Raw genomic sequence first — 20,267 nt, forward strand, 5'->3', positions numbered from 1 at the left:
TTTATTTGTTTTCCAAAGCTCCGTTTTTCGGATCAGCGAAAAACTCCACAATGGCAAACAGGGCTTTGCCCTAACAAACAGAGAAAACAGTCTATTTGTTAGTAGTGCAAATAGGCTGTTTTCATATTTATAAAAACTTTTTCAATTCTTCAACAAATCACACCCTGCCGTACAGATATGGTGCGGAAAGAGGGATACATACTTTTCACTTCATAGCGAAAGGGGGTGTGATTTTGAAACCATCAGACTTCCAAAAGACAATACAATGTCAGTTTGACTGTAAGCTCAAAAAGGTTGTGAAAGGCATTGTCCGTAAAAAAGATGGTGTTTCTTTTAAACAATTTATAGAAAAAACCTACCTGCCATGGTATAAAACACAGGTAAAAGAAAGCACTTATCTTAATCGTGCCACTACCATCAAGAAACATTTTTCATATTTCTACAAAATGGAAACAGACGAAATCGAACCTATCCATGTTCAAAACTGGCAGTTGAAACTTGCAAAAGATTTTAGCCCTAATTACATTCGTATCGTACAGGGAATGCTTTCTATCGCATTTGACAGAGCTATTGTTCTTGGAATTGCGAAGAAAAATCCTTCTCGTATGATAGGCAATATCAAAAGCAAGAAAACCAAAGTTGATTTCTGGACATTAGAAGAATTTCAAAAGGTTATTTCCTTACTCTGTAAGAAAGACTATTATGAACATTATCTGTTTATATCGTTCTGGTTATTATTTATGACTGGTATGCGAATTGGCGAAGCGTCAGCATTACATTGGTCAGACATAGATTTTGAAACAGGCTTGCTTAGCATTACCAAAACATTATATTACCGAACAATGACGGACTATAAATTCGTTGATCCGAAAACACAGGCAAGTATCCGTACTATTTATATTGATTCAGATACACTCAATGAGCTAAAGGCTTAGCAAAGTGTTCAGCAACAGGTTCTTCCCGATTGTCCACTTGTACTAAGTTATAACGGAACTCCAACCAGTAAAACAACGCTTCCCAGAGCTTTGGAAAAGTTGTCAAATTTAGCAGGTGTTCATCGTATTAAAATTCATGCCTTGCGACATTCACACGCTTCATTGCTTATCAGCATGGGCGAAAATCCTTTACTTATCAAGGAACGTTTAGGACATGAAAAAATACAGACAACACTCGGCACTTATGGTCATCTGTATCCAAATACGAATCTTGAAGTTGCTAAAAAGCTGACTGGAATATTACAAGTACAATCTGCTACTGAAAGCATTGCTAATTATACCAGCAATCAACATACAGCAATCTATCACAGAACAGTTGAAGAAAAATAATGCAATGAAAATGCAATCCTATAAAGGAAAAGCTGTAAACCCCTTGTAAACAAAGGCTTTACAGCTCAGCTTCAACTATTCAAACTCTACAAAGACTAACGCTTTTTGTTTAGGAATTATTCTCTGTAATGTTTCTCGTTCTTTTGATTATTTGATATATCCATATTATCCTGCCTATACGAGCTAATGTTATCATTTTGTTATCGGCATTGATAACACCTACTCGATAACTGTGGATAATAACTATATGTAGCATGTCAAATTATAAGCTATTTTGCTTAGAGATTCAACACAAAACTGAAATTTTACTTTTCCTTATATTCATCTGGTATTGCTATTTGAAATGTTTCACACAACAGCATCACATCATGCACATCATTTTTATCGTGTTCATATCCCAAATGAAGCATTACCTGACTCAATGGTTCAATACAAGAAACAGTTATATCTCCAACTTTTCCAATACCGGAAAAAGTTTTTGATGGAAATATATCTCCCTCATAAACAATTCCGTCATCTGTAAATTCAAAACAATGTAAATCAATGATTCTTTGTTTATCATCTTTCCAGACAGTATGACCATCCGTTGTATAATCAGTATTTACTTCCTCAAATCCATGCTGCTTAATCACATAAATATAATCATGATAATGTTTCAGTTCAACAAACAAATCAATATCATTGTGTATTCTTGATTCTCTTTTAAGAAGTGCATCAACACCCCATCCGCCATCTAAATATACTTTAATTTCGTTTTGCAAAGCATATTTTATAATTTCACATGCATCTTCTGTACGTACCATAATCTATCCTCCAAATTCAAATCTTTGTATGCTTTCCAACTCACTAAAAGCCTGAAATTTGTCAGTCTTTCATCCTTTTTGTTATCAATCACCAATTAGCTGTAATCCATTAGGATTTAGCTGATATATTTTATCGCACACCTCTTCAATATACTTTCTATCGTGAGAAATGCTAATGACAGCCCCCGGAAATTCTCGGAGCATTTTTCTTATTACCGGACCGGACAATGGTGAAAAATTTCTTGTCGGTTCATCCAGAATAAGAACATTTGCACCACTTAAGCTCATCCTCAAGAGAAGCACTTTCGCCTTTTGTCCGCCTGATAACTCCCGAATCGGATGCTCCATTTCATCTGGTGTGTATTTAAGTGAACCAAGGTATGTTCTAATTCTTGTACGCTCTTCTTTATCTCCTGTTTTATCAAGGTAATCAACCGGTGTAACATCCAAATCCAGCAGGTCTTCATAAGTTTGAGGCATATATTCTGCTTTAATGTCATTCCGATTTAGGAGTTCTTCCGCTATCTTTTTTAGAAGAGTCGTTTTTCCTGCCCCGTTGGCTCCTATCATACAGATTTTTTCTGAACCTTTTATTTTTAAATGAATTCCTTCTGCTAAAATTCTTTTGCCATCCGGAGTCACAAGCTTTGAAAGTTCATATTCTATGACCGTTTTTCCTGCGGGAATGTGTGAGTTTTCATCCCCTAATTTGACAAAGATTGCTTCTTCCTGTTCCGGCATCTGAGTCATATTTTCATCTTCTTTTTCAAATCTTCGTTCCATTGCCTTAACCGTATGCATTTTGTCCTTTAAGTTTTTGGCAACAGACGGTGCTTGTCTGGTACAACTTCTTAATGCACCTTGTACACTCTGCATAACTCTTTGATATTTTTCATCGCGAATCTTTTTCTCCCTACGGTCACTCAGTGCCCGCTGTTTTTGGATTTCAAATTTATGAAGCCGTTCTTCCACATAGCGTCTATAGGGAAGCTTTGCCACGGTATATCTCGCCTTTGTTTTTCGTATAATCTGCTCGATATGTATCACCATGTTGGCAGTACGCTCTATCAGCGTTTCATCGTGTGAAATAAAAAGCACAATGTGCTTCCAGTCATTTATGATTTTTTCCAGTAATGTAAGCGTCGCAATGTCGATGTCATTGGAAGGTTCGTCCAACAACAGCACAGAAACATCGCGAATGAAAAGCCTCATAAGTTGTGTCTTGACTTTTTCGCCTCCTGAAAGACTACCCATTGTCTGGTTACTGTAGAAAAAATCATTTTTCATTCCAAATTTTCCCGCAATAACAGACAATTCTTTAGGCGTTTTCTCCCAGAATATTTCCTCTTCAGAAAAATATTCGTATATTGTTTTTTCCTTATCTTCATCGAGCATCTCCTGCGGAAGATAACCAAGACGTTCGTGTCCCATTATCCTTTCCCCATCTGCTTCTATATAGTTTTCTACAAGCGACGGATTGTATATCCACTTCATTAATGTCGATTTCCCATTTCCCTCTTCTCCAATAATAACTGCCTTATCTCCATCATTTAGCACAAGGTTGAAATCATTAAGAATTATTCTCAGGTCTTTTTTATGTGTTAAATTTAATTTTTTTATCTGCAACATTAAAGTTTCTCCTTTTCGAAGTCTGAGCCAATTATTATTTTGAACACACAAAAACGAGTCTTTTTTGCATACGCAAAAATAGACTCGCTAAATAGCCCCTTATTTCTTTTCCAAAAGGAAAACAAAGGAAATGCCTCTTGCGATAATCCAACTTAAGCGTACACAAAACAAACCTATTCTCTACAGGCTCAATAACTATATGTGTCTTACTTAAATCAAATTATCTATTAATCATTTCCTCACCTTACACAAAATGTGCCTTTCTTTCTTCTAATGGCAATACTATCATACTGTATTTTTTGTGTCAATACATTTCACCTTATGGAAGTGCAAATTAAAATTTTCACTTCCTAATTATACATCCAACCATTACGAAATTCAATCTTTCACAACCTCTTTACAACCACAACCACAGCACTCCAGCAAACGCAGGAGCACCATACCGTAAAACGCTTATGTGTAAATCAACTCCGTTCCTACAACTTCCCTCACACAAGCCTGAATATTATTCATTCTTCCAATCCATTCGTAGGGATTATCTTTCTTTAATTGTTCCGTCACATCTTGTCTGTCGGCATATTCCTTTACCAGTCGAAGAAACATATCCTCTGCTTGCTTATCGACTTCTGCAAGATAACTATGCAGCTTTCCGCTTGTCAGCAGGTTCATATATAACACTTTATAGTGTTCCTTTAAATGCCTTGCATGTCGTTTCCCCCATAAACCAATCGGCTCTATTTCTTCTTCGGCTGGTACTGTGATGTTCGGCAATAAATAATCACCCACCTGTCTATAAGTTCCGCCCATTTCTTCAAAAATTGTCTTTGTCATTTTCCTTTTCCTCCTGTGATTTTTGTCTATCGTGATCGTGTATTATCACGCTTGCGACCTTTAACTGTTCTTGCCTGCTCCAACAAATCATCTATCTGTTTGCGACCAAAAACCTTACGGAGCAGGCTGTAATCTTTATTTTCTGCTTTTAGGATTTTGTTTTCTTCGGTCAATCTTTCATTGACTTTCTCCAAACGCTGATTGGTGCGGTATAACTGTGCATTCGCTGTATTCAGCCTATGATAGTTGTCCCACCCCTCAAAGCAGCGGGCAAGCACCGTTTTGACAAGTTGCTTCAATTTCCTTACAACCGGCTCTGCCATTTTGGTTTTATATGCCTTTGCAGTCATAAATTTCTCTGGTTCTGGCAACTGATATTTCGGTGCAGTATCAAGCTCTATTTCAAGATTTGACAGCTCGTCTTTTGCCTTATCATAGTTCAATACTCGTTCCGACAACACATCAAATTCAATCTGTTTCTGCTCGATTTTCGCACCTAATGCCGCCACTTCTTTTTCTCTTTCCTGCTTTTTATAATCCAAAACAGAAAGATGTTTTTCGTGTGTGCCTAAATGTTCCCACTCAATCCCATAACGTTCCATCACCGCCGCAAGCTGTTCTTTTTCGGACTGTATCCATTGCGACCACTCCGTATCGCCACGACTGCCGCCCTTAAAACCTTGCGTTGCAAGAGCCTGCTTTAGTGACACTCTTGTATCAAGTCCACGCTTGCTGCCTGTGGTAAAAGGTACAAAATCTATGTGCAGATGTGGTGTAGCTTCATCCATATGCAGATGAGCCGAGAACACCCGAAGCTGTGGATTTCGCTCCTGAAAACCCTGATAGTATTCATCTAAAATCTGCTTTGCCAGTTCTCCGTTTTCCGTATCGGCGTTCATATTTCCCTTACCGCCCACCTGTAAAATGATTTCGTGGAACGGTTTTTCCTGCTTGGAACTTCGGATTTTTTCATAATAATCTTTTATCTTTCGGTCTGACCTTATCTGCTTGGCATTGTATCTTTCCAATGCTTCATCAAACAATTCGTGATAAACTGTCTTTATATTTTCATTGCAGTAGTCGATATTGAGATGAGTACGAGTTCCGTCTACATTTTCTGCTCGGAACTTTCGGCTATTGTGATTGACCGAGCCTTTACCGACCATTGCACTTATCGTTCTCTGCATTTTTTCATCTCCCATCTGTAAATTTCAACATTCTCAGGTTTTGTTACTTTTGTCAAAAGTAACGCAAAAGCACTTTTGACGGGTACACCCATCAAAAATGCGACCTGTAAACAGGTTTTGCGTTCTCCGAAGGCTCTCCGAGGGGTGAGCGTGTGCCGGTGGCACACACGCCTGCGAACCGACCGAGCCAGCAGGCGAGACCAAAGAGCCGCCTTTGAAAAGGCACTCTCTGCACACTCCCCTAAACTTTATCCGGTGTCAAAGTGTGACGATGGTGACAATGTTTTTCACAGCGTGCTGCTCTCAAAAACATTGACACCTTTGACACCGTTTGTCACGCCGTCTGCTCGGTTTCTTTCCAAAGTGAAACCTTTCTTCCGTCGTGTGTGCGGCTGTTCTGATAACGGATACCGTAATCACGAAACAGCCTGCTTGCGTTGATACTGAGCCTTAAAGAAAGTACATTCGGCTTTATATCCACCGCAAGCCTTTCGCAAAGTTCCGAAGCAGTTCCTTCCCATCTGTCACTTTCCGAAAAGAGCGTATCCGCTATCTTCTCAAGCAGAGGTTCGGGCGGTTCTTTCCACATCTCCGTTTCCGATTTTGCAAAGTTCCACACCAATCGCTCGCTGTCCCTTACAAGATGGATTTTCATATCCTGCTGGTCTCTGCCAGCAACATCAAGTGTGGCATTGTTGGAAGTACGCTTGTCCTTACTGAGAACAAATGCACCGTCTGCCGCACCCATCAGACCATTCGTGCCTGAAATCATATCGAATATATCTTCCGATTTTTGTTTGCGTGTATGATGAACAATAAGCATTGAAACCTTGTAACTGTCTGCCAACGCTTTCAGCCTTGCCACAACATCATAATCACTTGCGTAGCTGTAATCTGCTCCGCCTGCTTCACGCACACGCTTTAAGGTGTCTATGATAATCAAGCCTGTGTCTGGGTGTTCCCTCATAAACCCTCTTATCTGTTCTTCCAGTCCGCCATTGACCGTTTTACATTCCGTTGCGAAATACAGATTGCCTGTCTCCTTTGCACCGAACATCTGAAACAATCGCTTCTGCAAACGTGGGTAATCATCTTCAAGGGCAAAATAAAGCACCGTTGCCTTACGCACCTTATACTCCCAAAGCGGTGTGCCTGTGCTGATATGATAGGCAAGCTGTGCCATCATAAAGCTCTTTCCCACTTTCGGGGAACCTACGAAAAGGTAAGTTCCCCTTTGGAGCAGACCGTCGATAAGTGGTGTCTGAACCTCAAACACCGTATCATACAGCGTTGTCATTGATACTGTTTTCAGATAGGAAGGGTCTAACTGTCTGAGTATTTCCCTTTGCATTTCTTCAAAAGATTGCTCGTACCCCTTGAAATCCGTATCCTGATTGACTATACTATTGTCAGTACATTTGGAAAGTGACTGTTCCGCATCTGTTGCCGCAGATACATTTGGAATAGTCATTTCTTTTTTATTCTCCATTCGCATCCTCTCCTTTCAAACCGCCGAGAATAATGGAAATCAGTTCTATTACACTCAGCAGTTCATCATCCACACCTTTTCCTGCTTCAATCCTTTTCAGTTCCGCAAGGACTGTGGCAAATTCCGTTTTCAACGCCTTATACACTCTCGGATTGCCCTGTACCACCACATCCTGATTTAAGCAACGGCGGTAACAATACTCCTGTTTTGGCAATCCTGATAGAGCTACAGCTCTGTTAATGAGTTCGTTTTCTTCGGGCGATACTCGAAACCCTACTGTGATATTCCTCCAACGATTTTTGTTATCTCTGTTCTTAGCTGACATTTTCAAAATCTCCTTTCCCTAAATCATCTAATTTTTCTGCCATCTCAATCTGCTTTGACGGAAAGAGGTGTGCGTACTGATAAGTAATATCAATACTTTCGTGACCAACTCGGTCAGCAATCGCCACCGCAGAAAAGCCCATATCAATCAAGAGTGAAATGTGGCTGTGACGGAGATCGTGAATGCGGATACGCTTCACGCCTGCCGCCTTTGCCCCTCTGTCCATCTCGTGATGAAGATAGCTTTTCGTCACCGTAAAGATACGGTCTTTCTTCTTCAATCCGTAAAGCATACCGAGATATTCTTTCATTTCCTCACACAGAAACTTCGGCATTTTAATCGTGCGGTTGCTCTTTTTCGTTTTCGGAGAAGTAATCACATCCTGCCCTTTCAAACGCTGATAGGATTTATTGATTGTGACTGTTTCCTTATCAAAGTTGAAATCTGCCGGAGTCAAAGCTAACAGCTCGCCCTCTCGGATACCGCACCAGTAAAGCATTTCAAACGCATAAAAGGAAACAGGCTTGTCCATCATCTCAAAAGAGAATTTCTTGTATTCTTCCTTTGTCCAGAACAGCATTTCCTTGTGTTCCTCACGTCCCATATTTCCCACCTTTGCCGCAGGATTGGAACGCAGTTCATAGTAGCGGACAGCGTGATTGAAAATGGCGGACAACTGATTGTGCAGCGTTTTCAGATACGTCTGTGAATAAGGCTTTTTCTTCTCATCACGATAGGCAAGCATTTCATTCTGCCAAGTAATAATCTCCTTTGTGGAAATCTCGCTGATTTTCAGTTTCCCGAAATACGGAAGTATCTTTGTGCGTATGATATGCTCTTTGGTAAGCCACGTGTTTTCCTTCAAACGGTTCTTCACATCATTGATATAAAGCTCCGTAAAGGCTTCAAAACTCATATCAAGGTCTGAAGAAGTCTGCAATTTGAACATTCTTTCCCATTCCTGTGCTTCTCGTTTGGTAGCAAAGCCACGCTTGCATTTCTGCTTGCGTTCCCCTTTCCAGTTCACATACCTTGCCATCACATACCAAGTACCGTTATCTTCATTCTTAAATACCGGCATTTACATTTCCCCCTTTCCTGCTCCGTAGAGCCTTTCGTAAAAATACTGGCGATTTACACGCCCTGCAATCGTAATAAAGCCCTTTGCTTTCAATTCCTCATTTAATTGTCTGATGAGTTTATATGCATAAGGTTTTGATACGTTTAGTTCCTGAGCCACATCTTCGGCTCGGATAAATCTGTTTTCCATATCCTTTTTCTTCCTTTCTTAAAATAATTTTTTGCTTGCCGCTTTCTCCGTGTTAAAGTTCCAACAGGCACTCCTGCTTGTCGGCAGGCGCTGTGCTGTCCCAATGCACCGCAGTACATCAGGCGCTCGCTCGTATAGGGGTTCCCGAAAAGTCGGAGACTTTTGGGGAAGAGGAGGAGCAGTGCAGCGAATGAGCTTTTGTGCTTGCACACAAGCGAACGATACGGAACTTGCTCCGACGAGGTCTTGGCGGTTTGGCTTTTCGGACGGTCATTCAGTTGTCGCATTAAGCATATTTGTTTAATTCGTAATTTATTTTACTAAACATATTTGCTATTGTCAAGTGGTTGCAAAGAAAATATTAAACATTTTTGTTTCGGTTTTTCTTGACTTCCACTAAACATTTCTGCTATACTTATTTCACTAAATATAAAAGGAGCGTATCATTATGGCTATCAGCGAAAGAATACATTTTTTCAGACTAATGCGTGGTATGACACAAAAGTATCTCGGTACAGCAATCGGTTTTCCAGAAAAGAGTGCTGATGTGCGTTTGGCACAGTACGAAACTGGTACACGCAAACCGAAAGCAGACCTTACAAATGCATTGGCACAGGTGCTTGATGTTTCTCCACAGGCTCTTGATGTTCCTGACATAGACAGCTATATCGGTCTTATGCACACTCTGTTTACCCTTGAAGATATTTACGGTCTTACTGTCAGTGAAGCAGACGGAGAGGTATGCTTAAAGGTCAACAAGGACAAAGGCAGAGAAGCATATGAACTCCTCAAAATGCTGTATGCTTGGAAAGAACAGGCAGACAAGCTATCTTCCGAAGAAATCAACAGAGAAGAATACGATAACTGGCGTTACCATTATCCAGAGTTCGACACCACACAGCGTTGGGCAAAAGTTCCATCACAGGAATTAAGTGACGCTCTCGTGGAAGCATTCAAAGACCACTTGAAAGATAAATAAGCACCTACAGGACCTGCCACTGGCAGCTCCCTACAGATGCTTTGGCAACGACAAAAAAGCCCTTAACTATGGTTATTAACCACAGCTAAGGGCTTAGTTTATAATATGGAATTTGTTCAGAGCCAAGCTCCGAACTTTAGTCTGCAAGCCACCTGTTAATTGTTCCGTTACCCATAAACCACTGGATAACAAGAATAATGGCACTTGCTATGACTGTTATCAATTTGTTATCAAAAGACTAATCGAAATCGCTGAAACCCGCATAAACACTGGCTTTTTTAAGCAACTCGATTTATTCAAACTCAATCGTACCCGGCGGCTTGCTGGTCAGGTCATAGAATACGCGGTTAACGCCCTTAACTTCGTTAATAATGCGGTTCATAACCTTATTCAGTACTGCATACGGAATCTCAGCAGATTCGGCTGTCATGAAGTCGATAGTCTTCACTGCGCGGAGCGCTACAGCGTAATCATAAGTTCTGAAGTCACCCATAACGCCTACACTTCGCATATTTGTCAGTGCTGCAAAGTACTGGTTCGGCATCCATGAAGGATCTTCACCATGTTCTTTCTTATACTCAGCTGCAGCATTGTCTACCTCTTCACGATAAATGAAATCTGCATCCTGTACAATACGAACCTTCTCTGCAGTAACTTCACCGATAATACGGATTCCAAGTCCCGGTCCCGGGAATGGCTGACGGAATACCAGTCTCTCCGGAATTCCAAGCTCCAGACCTGCTTTACGAACCTCATCCTTAAAAAGGTCGCGGAGCGGTTCAATGATTTCCTTGAAATCAACGAAATCCGGAAGTCCGCCTACATTGTGGTGAGATTTGATCACTGCGGACTCTCCGCCCAGACCACTCTCTACAACGTCCGGATAAATAGTTCCCTGTGCCAGGAAATCTACTGCACCAATCTTCTTGGCCTCTTCTTCAAAAATACGGATAAATTCTTCACCGATGATTTTGCGTTTTGCTTCAGGCTCTGTAACACCTGCCAGCTTGTCATAGTATCTCTGCTGTGCATTGACGCGGATAAAGTTCAGGTCAAACTGACCGTTTGGTCCGAATACACCCTCAACCTCATCTCCCTCATCCTTACGAAGAAGACCATGGTCTACAAATACACAGGTAAGTTGCTTTCCGATTGCTCTGGAAAGAAGTCCTGCTGCAACGGAAGAGTCAACACCACCTGACAGGGCAAGAAGAACTTTTCCATCCCCGACCTTCTCGCGGATTTCTCTGATAGTGTGCTCAACAAAGGCATCCATTTTCCAGTCTCCGGCACATCCGCATACACCAAGTACGAAGTTGGAAAGCATCTTCTTTCCTTCTACTGTATGAAGCACTTCCGGATGGAACTGGATCGCATACAGCTTCTTCTCCTCATTCTGTGCAGTTGCTACCGGACAGTCTGCTGTATGAGCAGCAATCTCAAATCCTGGTGCAACCTGAGAAATATAATCTGTGTGGCTCATCCAGCAGATTGTTTTGTCAGATACGTCTTTGAAGATTTTAGAATCTGTCTTATCTACCAGAACCTCTGTCTTTCCATATTCGCTCACATCTGCTTTCTCAACTTTTCCGCCCAGAACATGCATCATAAGCTGTGCGCCATAGCAGAGTCCCAGAACAGGAATACCAAGCTCAAATAATTCTTTATTGCATGTAGGTGAATCTGCCTCATAGCAGCTGTTCGGACCACCGGTAAGGATGATTCCCTTAGGATTCATTGCCTTGATTTTCTCAAGATCGGTCTTGTATGAATAGATTTCGCAGTATACGTTACATTCTCTTACACGTCTGGCAACCAGCTGATTGTACTGACCACCGAAATCCAGTACGACGACTGTTTCTCTTTTCATGTTTTCCTCCTTGTTTCTCATTATTTGTAACTGTAAAGATATTGAACCGTTACCATTGAATTTTATTATAAATTACAGTTCGGATTTTTACAATGCTTATTTTCAGTTTTCCACCTTGTGTTTTCTTCCTACGTTATTGTTCACTCCGTTCACAGTAACGTAGCCAAAATTCATTCCAGATTGCCTGCGGCAATGGAATTTTAGCTTGTATGTCTCGGGATTTTGGCATATTCATGCCAAAACACCTCGCGGGATAGTGGTGTGTGAACAGTAATCTTACTTCCAATTTATAAGTTTTTTAGAATTTAATCACATTTTTTTCAACAGTCCATCACATTTTGCTCACAAATTCCCTGTATATTAATAAGCAAATAAAGCAAATGCTTTACAAACAGGTTGCAAATGCTTTTTCACATAGATTTTTAACTTTTTTCTTTTTCATACTTATGCCGGACCGTAAGGTCCGGCCCTCCTTCTTTTTACAGACCTTTTCAGGTCTTTTTTATAAGTTTTTTAGAATTTAATCACAATTTCTTCAACAGTCCATCACATTTTGCACACATTTTCCCTGTATATTAATAAGCAAATAAAGCAAACGCTTTATTTATAATAAAACTTTTTCTTTTTCATACTTGCCGGATCGCAAGATCCGGCACTCCTTCTTTTAAAATGTGAAATCCCGCTCACAGTAAGACACAACTGTGAGCGGGATTTTTGTGTTACCGCAGAGAACTAGTGTGCCGACAAGTTGATTCTTGAAACAATCTTGCAGGATAAATTTTCTTATTTCAAGGCGGAGGAAGGAGGCGTAGCGGTGGCTACGGCGACCGACGACAACGCGGAAATAAGAAATTTAGACGCAAGATTGTTCGAGAAATCAACTTGTTGGCACACTAGCTTGATTCGGTTAAATTCCCATTGTAAGAATCTCCATCAGTACCCCAAGCAATGACGGATTCAAATTCATGGATACCAGAACAGGCACTGCCTCTGTACCCAGCTCTTTCACTACTTTATAAACGTCTGTCTTCTGTGCATAGGTAATCTGTGCTTTTTCCAGAATCTCATAGACCTCTTCTGCATAGTCTCTCTGATAAACAGCTGCATCTGCCGCAAAAGTAACCTTCACCTGCGCATCTGCCGGCACATCCTTCAAGATCACTATTGTTCCATGAAGCTTCTCATCCTCTGCGAACTCTGCATCCTTATATGCCTGTCCGTTTACAATAACCTCCTGCGGTTTGTCCTGAATGTTGCAGAAGCGGATCTTCCAGGAACGTTTCTGCGGGATCACTGCTGTATTTCCCTGTGCAGCTTCTACAATAAATACTGTTCCATTCTCATCTGCAGTCTTCGTCATTCTGGTGGATACCCAGTTCTCATCCAGGTCTTCCGGTGTGTCCCCACCGTCTTCCCAGAGTACAAATTCTCCTGATTCTCCAGGATATACAAGTACTTCCAGTTTCTCAGGATTCTCAATGGAATTATCATATCCTTCCATGTCCTTCAGTGGAATGATGCTGCCTTCACGCACAAGTACCGGCATCTCATAAATATCTCTCCAGAGATCCACTTTTCTGCCGCCCTTATATGCTCTTCCGTTAAAGAAATCATACCAGATTCCCTGCGGGATCCATGTCTTTGCGCCTGCAAGTCCTGTTACCGGATCCAGCTTATCTGTGATTGGAGATACCATCATCTCTGTACCGAAATAATAGTTGTTCGGCACTTCATAGGTTTCCTCACGCTCCGGCTCCAGATAATACATTGGCTGTACCAGCGGCAGTCCCGCTCTGCTTGCACGACGGTTCATAGTGTAAAGATACGGAACCAGCTTATGACGCAGTTTCAGGAAATTCTTCATTACTGTTTCTACGATCTGGTTGTATTTCCATGGTTCTTTTCCATTGAACGGGTTGTCTGTGCTGTGCAGACGGTTCATTGGTGAAAAGACTCCAAGCTGTACCCATCTTGCAGTGAGCTCGTCGTCTCTGTATCCCAACATATGTCCACCGATATCATGACTCCACCATCCAAAACCGATGTTGCTGGCATTTGCCGTGAAATATGGCTGGAATTTCAGACTTTCCCAGGTAATGACCGTATCACCTGAAAAGCCAACCGGGTATCTGTGGCTTCCGGGTCCTGCATATCTTGAGAAAGTCAGCGCACGTTTTCCTTTCCACTTGCTGTCCAGATAGTGATAGTGGTTCAGCATCCAGAGCGGATCCAGTCCCGGAACCTTGGTTACAGTTCCCTGCTGCCAGTCAAGCCACCAGAAGTCTACTCCCTCTTCTTCCATCGGATGATGCAGTTCCTCAAAATATGTCTCAATGAATTTCGGATCTGTCATGTCAAAAAGCACCGGTTCCTTGCTTGCAGGATCAATTCCCATCTTCTCTGCAACTCTCGGATAGGCTTCCTCATAAGCACGTACTCCGTCTGCCGGATGTACGTTCAGTGTGATCTTATATCCATGTTTGTGCAGCCAGTCCATAAATTCAGGCGGATTGGGGAAAAACTTCTTATTCCAGGTATATCCTGTCCATCCGCTTCCATATACAGGAGGTACATCCTCTACCAGATGCCAGTCCATATCTACAACTGCAACAGAGAATGGCACTTCTTCTTTTTCAAAACGTTCTACCAGTTCTTTGTACTCTGTCTCTGTATATTTGTGATATCTGCTCCACCAGTTTCCGAAGGTGTATCTTGGAAGCAGAGGTGTTTTTCCACATAATCTGTAAAAATCCTGCAGACATTCTATATATCTGTGACCATATCCAAAGAAATAGAAATCTGCTCTGTTTCCCTGACGTGGCTCTACCATTCCATCTTCGCCCATAGCCATTGTGTGGGAATCATCCAGCACTGAAAAACCGTTTCTGGACATAATTCCATGACTCAGCGGAATCTCACCGTCTGCTTCATCCAGGGTTCTGGCTGTTCCCAGCAGATCTTTTGGTTCATCACCATAATGCCACACGCGCTCGCTGGCTTTTCCACCCGCTACACGTATCATCAGACCGCTTGGAGAAAATTTCTGTCTGTCATAGTGAATTTCCAGGTCTTTGGTGTAAATATGTAATTCCTCACCGCCATCGCTCACCCTGAATTCCGGCACCGGGAAATCACGATTGCATACCATCTGTGTTGCTCTGTCCTCAAATCCTCCGTCTTCGCTGTACTCAAAACGGATCAGGGCAGTTGTCAGCATTGTAATCCTGAAATGATCGCCCACGATCACAGCTTCCTTTCTGCATACAGGATTACCTTCCAGCACAAATTTCTTTAAGTTCATAAAAGCTTTTCCTCCTTTACATCAACAACAGTTGTAACAGCTGCTTTTATGTCTATTTTAATCTTCTGCAGTCTGATTGACAACGCCTTTTTTCAGCTACTGAACATTTATATGACATATACTTGTGATATTATTTTCTAGAACGTGTCTGAAAAATGCTTTACGCAAGATGTGCGTCACAATTTGCAGGAGATTTTGGGAATGATTTTCCAAACACACTCTAAAGCAGCTGCCGAAGAGGACGAATGATAATCCTGAGCACGCCGTAGTATAACTTCTTTTTCCGATTCAACACTTTCCCCTGGTACTTTGCGCCTTCGGTTTCCTGACCGTTTGCAAGTACCTCTTTGCTTTTTTCCATATAATCTGATTCTGTTTCGTGAATCTGCTGATTCAGTTTTTCGCTGTCAATTACCAGCATCAGTTCCGTATCCAGATAAGTACTTCGCATATCCAGATTATAGGAACCTACTACTGACAGACGGTCATTTATCAGCACAGCTTTTGTATGAACCGGATAATCATTCATCAGTTCATACACATCTGCCCCTGTTTCCAGAATTTTCTTTTTCTGATTAAGATAATCTGTACAGCCCCATGGATTAGAGCCTTTTTCCACTGCATTCAGCACGATCTGAAGCTTTGCATGATCTGAAATCCCCTGCAATACATCATACATGTAACCATTACAGATCACATAAGGAGTCTGTATTATTACATGATCTGCATTTTCAGTAAGATACTGAATTGTCTGGAGAACCTGCGGTGTTTTTCGTCCCGCCTCAATTCCATTATTGATCAGAGTGATCTTGTTTGCTTCTATCGTATCCTTTTCCCATGCACTGTAGGTTTCTATATCATTGTACCTTTTCAGCAGAGATATGTAAATTTCTTCCATGTGCCGGTATGCATCCGTATATCTGGAAGATTGTTTGCCGTTTTTAATGCTCACACAGCTTTCCTTCCATATTTTATGGAAATAATCCTCAAGCTGGTTCAGAGACTCTCCCTGTCCTTCTGATGTATCATACACCAGGATATCTCTGTCTTCATTAATGCCTTTTGTCTGATCCCCCAGAAAGATATCATTGCTGTTGCGTCCGCCCAGCAGATACATTTTCTCATCCACGATCAGATATTTATCATGCATGCGATAATTCACCTTAAACAGATTGACCGGTGTCACCGGATTGTAAACTCCCACTTCCACATTCTCATATGATGCCAGAGCCTGGAAATCGCTGCTTCCAGCCAGAAACAGTTGCTGATAAATTCCATCGATCAATAACTGAATCTTCACACCTCTTGCCGCAGCGCAATTCAATGCGGCAAGAATTTTAGTGCCATTATCATCCGCGCGTAAGTCAAAGGTAGACAGTACAATGCTCTCCTTCGCAGTGCCAATCATACGAAGCCTCCACAAAAGTGCCTCTTCATTATCGTCAATGCAGCAAATCCTTTCTACGCCTGCTGTCTCTGATGTAAATTCTGTCTTTCTCAGACTTTCCACATATGTTTCGTCCGGTTTCCTGCAAAAAAGAGGTGAAAGTATATTTACCAGCACCACGATCAGCAGGAAAAGGCAAAATATTTTTCCTGTTCTTTTTAGTATTTTTTTCATTCGATACCGTAACCTCCTTTGACCAGACCGGAACCCAGATATTTGACTTATTCCTCTTCTTTCGACAATACACTGAGTATAGAGTATAACATAATCAGAAGCCATAGTGCATCTTTTGATACGAAAAGCGTTACAATCTTTTCACAAACCCTTTTCTTTTTCTTGCAATGTCTTATATGTTTCCGACTTATAAAAATTCAATGTCATCAACTCTTTCCAACAGGGAGGGATTTCAATGTTATCAGGATGGTTTGTATAAAGTGTGATGACTGGTTATAAAGAGAGTTTATCTGCATCTTGCACAGCAGTCTTCTCTCCTGCATGAAGATATTTACCAGCTTGACCCTGTGTTCTTCAAGCGCTATCAGCAGCATAAAATACTTTTACGCCCTTGTGGAACTTTCTCCGCAAGGGCGTAAATATTTCATTTCTCTCTATTTCCCAGATACCTTTATTTTTCACTTTCCCGTAAAACATAAAAAACACCGTCCCCGCGGCAATCGCTTTGTCCGCAAAAACAGTGTTCTTAGTGCGCCTTCAGGGGTTCGAACCCTGGACACCCTGATTAAGAGTCAGGTGCTCTACCAACTGAGCTAAAAGCGCATATTCTTTTGTTTTTCTTTGTGTTGAAGTTTTGCATCACCCTCAACGCAAGTGATATTATATATAATAGTCGTTTAAATGTCAATAGGTTTTTTCAAAAAAAATCAGATTTTTTTCTTTTTCATTTATTTTTCCTTTTTTTCGTCGTTTTGGGACATTTTGTTAAGTGTTTTATTGACCTCTTCTGCGGATTTCCGCAGGCGGCTGAAGGTATTATCAAAGTTTTTGTGTTCATAGCGGAATTGTAGCATTTTATTATGGAAAGAACTTTTTCGTTTCACTGGCTGACTCCTTCGGGGCGCGAAGCGCCCCGAAATTTTCTTATACCATAATATGCACTGCCAGCCACAATAGATAATCAAATGAATAATCGCAATCCACTTCACTACGGAATTGCTATAAACCAGATGATTGCTCTGCTTTTTTATCTGTGACACCCTCTGGAAATCACCATCTTACAGATTGGATTTCCCATAGAAGAAAATTTCTCTTCATATTCTGTCATAACATTTCCCTGTACCATCTCTTCATTATGATGCAGATCAAAAGTAGAAGCTTCCAGATTCCATCCGGCTTCCTCCACTTCTTCCAGGGAAAATTCAAACAGTTCCTTATTATCTGTCTTAAATTCCACTTTTCCATCCTGAACCAGAATCTGGTCGTAACGTGCCAGGAATTCTCTGGATGTCAGGCGACGTTTTGCATGGCGGGCTTTTGGCCATGGATCGGAAAAGTTCAGATAAATCTTATCTACTTCACCTTTCTCAAAGATTTCCGGCAGAAGTCTGGCATCCACTCTCATAAAAAATAAATTAGAATAAACCTCTCCATTCTCCTCCAGTTCTTCTCTCTTCTGCAATGCGCGAAGAAGAACGCTGTCATACATCTCGATTCCTATATAATTGATATCCGGATGCAGCCGGGCCAGATCCATAAGAAATCTTCCTTTTCCCATCCCTACTTCAATATGAAGAGGCTGCTTTTTCACAAAAACCTCCCCCCAGTGTCCTTTCTTTGTCTGTGGTTCCTGCACCACATAAGGGCTCTCCAGAATTGCATCCTGAGCTCCCGGAATATTTCTTAATCTCATAAAAATCTCCTGTTCCTTTTCTTATATCTCCAGAGCGTGTTTGAAAAATGCTTTACGCAAGATGTGCGTGCAATTTCCTGCCACCAATAAACTACCATACCATACTCCTAACGTCAATTACATCCCGGACAGATATTCGCAGGAGATTTCTTTAACTTGTCTAAAAAATAACAATTTTTTTCTTTCTGGAAAAAATTTAGATGGTTTTTTTTAACAAAAAGGTGTATGATATCTAACAGATATTACTATTTTGTGCATAGTAAATCTGGTTTTTTTGTAAAATTTTGACAACTAAGGAGGTTGAAGATGGAGCAGATACTTAACAAATTATCTGAAATCGAGCTTACAGCCCAACGCATCATGGAAGACTGCGACCGGCAAAAGCAACAGCTTTCTGAAGAGGCAGAACAGAAATGTAAAAATTATGACGAGCAGCTGGAGTCCCGGACAACAGAGCAGATTCAACGGATCCGTCAGCAACTGGAAGAAGAAAAAGATTCCCGCCTAGCACAGTTACGTGCAGATACAGACGCTACCTTTTCTTCACTGGATGCTCATTACGAACAGCAGCACTCACAACTTTCCAGAGAATTGTTTGAGAAAATACTGGCTATGTAAAGATCTGTCTCAAACGCTAGAGCGTGTCTGAAAAAGGCTTTCTGCAAGATGTGCGTCACAATTTGTGGGAATGATTTTTCAGACACACTCTAGTACATCGTTTCGTAAATAACTATACCAATCGCATAGGATGCGGATTCGAGTGTGCAGGTCTAAAAACGCAGGCGTAGCGGGCTACGCTGAGGCTTTTAGACCTGTGCACTCGGATTTGCAGACAAGTGAGTGGTATAGTTATTTCGAAAACGATGTACTAGATGACATCAGGAAAGGAAGTGAAAAACAATGGGAGGCGTACTCTCCTACAGCGGACTTTCCACGAAAATCCGCGCAATGCAGAGCAGGCTTACTACCATGGATCAGTTCGAGGAAATCCTCCAACTCTCCGATGTCACGCAGGTAGCCGCCTATCTGAAGCGAATGCCGGAATACTCTTCCAGGTGGGATGCACTGGATGAAAATACCCTGCACCGTGGCCAGATTGAGAAGCTTCTGAAGAAATCCATATTCCAGAATTTCTCCAGAATTTATCACTTTGCCAACCCGGAGCAGCGTAAATTTCTGGATCTGTATTCCAAGCGATATGAAATCCGTGTACTGAAGGAAGTCATGACAAATATCTTCGATCACCGCGACACGGATCCTGTAGATGTTTCTCCGTACCGTGAATTTTTCCGTCTGCATTCCAATATTGATGTAGACCGGATCACTACCTGTTCCACCATGGAGGAACTGATCTCCAGCCTCAAAGGAAACGAATTTTATATCCCGCTTTCGAAGATCCAGGAGCATGAAACAGCACTTCTCTTCGACTATGGTATGGCACTGGATCTGTACTATTTTACCCAGATCTGGAACATCCGTAAGAAGCTGTTTAAAGGTAAAGATCTGGAAGAGATTACCTGCACTTACGGCGAGAAATTTGATATGCTGAACCTGCAGTTTATCCAGCGTTCCAAAAGGTATTACAACATGGATCCGGCAAGTATTTATGCCCTGCTGATTCCTGTAAATTATAAGTTAAAGAAAGAAGAAATCACAGCTTTGGTGGAAGCGCCTTCATACGAAGAAGGTCGAAGAATTTTCCAGAAAACATGGTACGGCAACAAATATGAACAGCTTACCGTAGCCAATCTGGAAGAATTCTACAACCACATCCACCGCTCGATCCTTGAAAAGGAATCCCACAGAAATCCATATTCTGTAGCAGTGATCTATTCTTATCTGTATAACAAGGAACACGAAGTAAACCGCCTGACTATCGCCATTGAATGCGTACGTTACGGTGTGCAGCATGATGAAGCCATGCGTTATATTTGCAACAGTTGA

16 protein-coding genes, 1 tRNA gene and 2 pseudogenes are annotated in these 20,267 nt (G+C 41.4%); 5 read left to right on the top strand and 14 right to left on the bottom strand.

Features of this window, described 5'->3' with window-relative positions; all coding sequences use genetic code 11:
* Positions 1-314: 314 nt before the first annotated feature.
* A pseudogene (locus I4V44_RS07915) lies at positions 315-1,325 on the top strand (tyrosine-type recombinase/integrase); the annotation flags it as partial.
* A 305-nt stretch (positions 1,326-1,630) separates the two neighbouring features.
* Here the strand turns inward: I4V44_RS07915 and I4V44_RS07920 are convergent.
* The 8 genes from I4V44_RS07920 to I4V44_RS07955 all read right to left on the bottom strand — a co-directional run bounded on the left by I4V44_RS07920 (position 1,631) and on the right by I4V44_RS07955 (position 8,859).
* Positions 1,631-2,128 (bottom strand): nucleotidyltransferase domain-containing protein, encoded by a 498-nt coding sequence (locus I4V44_RS07920; RefSeq protein ID WP_009247521.1) that lies wholly within the window; start codon positions 2,126-2,128, stop codon positions 1,631-1,633.
* An 84-nt stretch (positions 2,129-2,212) separates the two neighbouring features.
* Positions 2,213-3,757: an ATP-binding cassette domain-containing protein gene (locus I4V44_RS07925; protein ID WP_009247522.1), complete on the bottom strand. Its 1,545-nt coding sequence runs from the start codon at positions 3,755-3,757 to the stop codon at positions 2,213-2,215.
* 453 nt (positions 3,758-4,210) lie between these two features.
* A complete protein-coding gene (locus I4V44_RS07930) occupies positions 4,211-4,588 on the bottom strand; it encodes a TnpV protein (RefSeq protein WP_009247523.1) in 378 nt (125 codons plus the stop codon).
* A 26-nt stretch (positions 4,589-4,614) separates the two neighbouring features.
* Positions 4,615-5,754, bottom strand: coding sequence for a plasmid recombination protein (locus I4V44_RS07935; protein ID WP_019190307.1), 1,140 nt, complete (start codon positions 5,752-5,754; stop codon positions 4,615-4,617).
* A 355-nt stretch (positions 5,755-6,109) separates the two neighbouring features.
* Positions 6,110-7,264 carry an AAA family ATPase gene (locus I4V44_RS07940; RefSeq protein WP_009247525.1) on the bottom strand — a complete coding sequence of 385 codons (1,155 nt, stop codon included), beginning with the start codon at positions 7,262-7,264 and terminating at the stop codon, positions 6,110-6,112.
* Positions 7,254-7,589, bottom strand: a complete 336-nt coding sequence (locus tag I4V44_RS07945; RefSeq protein ID WP_009247526.1) for a plasmid mobilization protein — start codon at positions 7,587-7,589, stop codon at positions 7,254-7,256. Before I4V44_RS07945 ends, I4V44_RS07940 begins: the two co-directional genes overlap by 11 nt.
* Complete coding sequence (locus I4V44_RS07950) at positions 7,579-8,670, bottom strand: site-specific integrase (RefSeq protein WP_009247527.1); 1,092 nt, start codon at positions 8,668-8,670, stop codon at positions 7,579-7,581. Before I4V44_RS07950 ends, I4V44_RS07945 begins: the two co-directional genes overlap by 11 nt.
* Positions 8,671-8,859, bottom strand: coding sequence for a transcriptional regulator (locus tag I4V44_RS07955; RefSeq protein WP_009247528.1), 189 nt, complete (start codon positions 8,857-8,859; stop codon positions 8,671-8,673).
* A gap of 448 nt (positions 8,860-9,307) precedes the next feature.
* Between I4V44_RS07955 and I4V44_RS07960 the strand changes: the two genes are divergently transcribed.
* A complete protein-coding gene (locus tag I4V44_RS07960) occupies positions 9,308-9,838 on the top strand; it encodes a helix-turn-helix domain-containing protein (protein ID WP_009247529.1) in 531 nt (176 codons plus the stop codon).
* A gap of 292 nt (positions 9,839-10,130) precedes the next feature.
* On the opposite strand, the gene guaA is transcribed toward I4V44_RS07960, so the two are convergent.
* The 5 genes from guaA to trmB form a co-directional block, all read right to left on the bottom strand.
* Positions 10,131-11,708: a glutamine-hydrolyzing GMP synthase gene (guaA, locus tag I4V44_RS07965; protein ID WP_008705330.1), complete on the bottom strand. Its 1,578-nt coding sequence runs from the start codon at positions 11,706-11,708 to the stop codon at positions 10,131-10,133.
* A 907-nt stretch (positions 11,709-12,615) separates the two neighbouring features.
* On the bottom strand, positions 12,616-15,009 hold the full coding sequence (locus I4V44_RS07970; protein ID WP_196002570.1) for a glycoside hydrolase family 31 protein: 2,394 nt from the start codon (positions 15,007-15,009) through the stop codon (positions 12,616-12,618).
* A gap of 220 nt (positions 15,010-15,229) precedes the next feature.
* Positions 15,230-16,630 (bottom strand): phospholipase D-like domain-containing protein, encoded by a 1,401-nt coding sequence (locus I4V44_RS07975; RefSeq protein ID WP_022379960.1) that lies wholly within the window; start codon positions 16,628-16,630, stop codon positions 15,230-15,232.
* 530 nt (positions 16,631-17,160) lie between these two features.
* Positions 17,161-17,233 (bottom strand) — tRNA-Lys (locus I4V44_RS07980).
* 424 nt (positions 17,234-17,657) lie between these two features.
* Positions 17,658-18,323 carry a tRNA (guanosine(46)-N7)-methyltransferase TrmB gene (trmB, locus tag I4V44_RS07985; RefSeq protein WP_055054321.1) on the bottom strand — a complete coding sequence of 222 codons (666 nt, stop codon included), beginning with the start codon at positions 18,321-18,323 and terminating at the stop codon, positions 17,658-17,660.
* Between the two features lie 306 nt (positions 18,324-18,629).
* Here trmB and I4V44_RS07990 point away from each other — a divergent pair, with 306 nt between their 5' ends.
* A complete protein-coding gene (locus tag I4V44_RS07990) occupies positions 18,630-18,941 on the top strand; it encodes a hypothetical protein (protein ID WP_055057780.1) in 312 nt (103 codons plus the stop codon).
* Positions 18,942-18,950: 9 nt separating this feature from the next.
* Here I4V44_RS07990 and I4V44_RS18520 read toward each other — a convergent pair whose 3' ends face one another.
* Positions 18,951-19,013 carry a DUF6783 domain-containing protein gene (locus tag I4V44_RS18520; protein WP_368199339.1) on the bottom strand — a complete coding sequence of 21 codons (63 nt, stop codon included), beginning with the start codon at positions 19,011-19,013 and terminating at the stop codon, positions 18,951-18,953.
* On the opposite strand from I4V44_RS18520, the pseudogene I4V44_RS18525 reads away from it, so the two are divergent.
* Positions 18,985-19,053: pseudogene (locus I4V44_RS18525) on the top strand (hypothetical protein); the annotation flags it as partial. The gene I4V44_RS18520 and the pseudogene I4V44_RS18525 overlap by 29 nt on opposite strands.
* A gap of 170 nt (positions 19,054-19,223) precedes the next feature.
* Positions 19,224-20,267 (top strand): V0D/AC39 family V-type ATPase subunit, encoded by a 1,044-nt coding sequence (locus tag I4V44_RS07995; protein WP_196002571.1) that lies wholly within the window; start codon positions 19,224-19,226, stop codon positions 20,265-20,267.

The sequence above is a fragment of the Blautia sp. 1001283B150304_161114_C9 genome, from assembly GCF_015668165.1.
In the GTDB taxonomy this organism is placed as follows: domain Bacteria; phylum Bacillota; class Clostridia; order Lachnospirales; family Lachnospiraceae; genus Blautia_A; species Blautia_A wexlerae.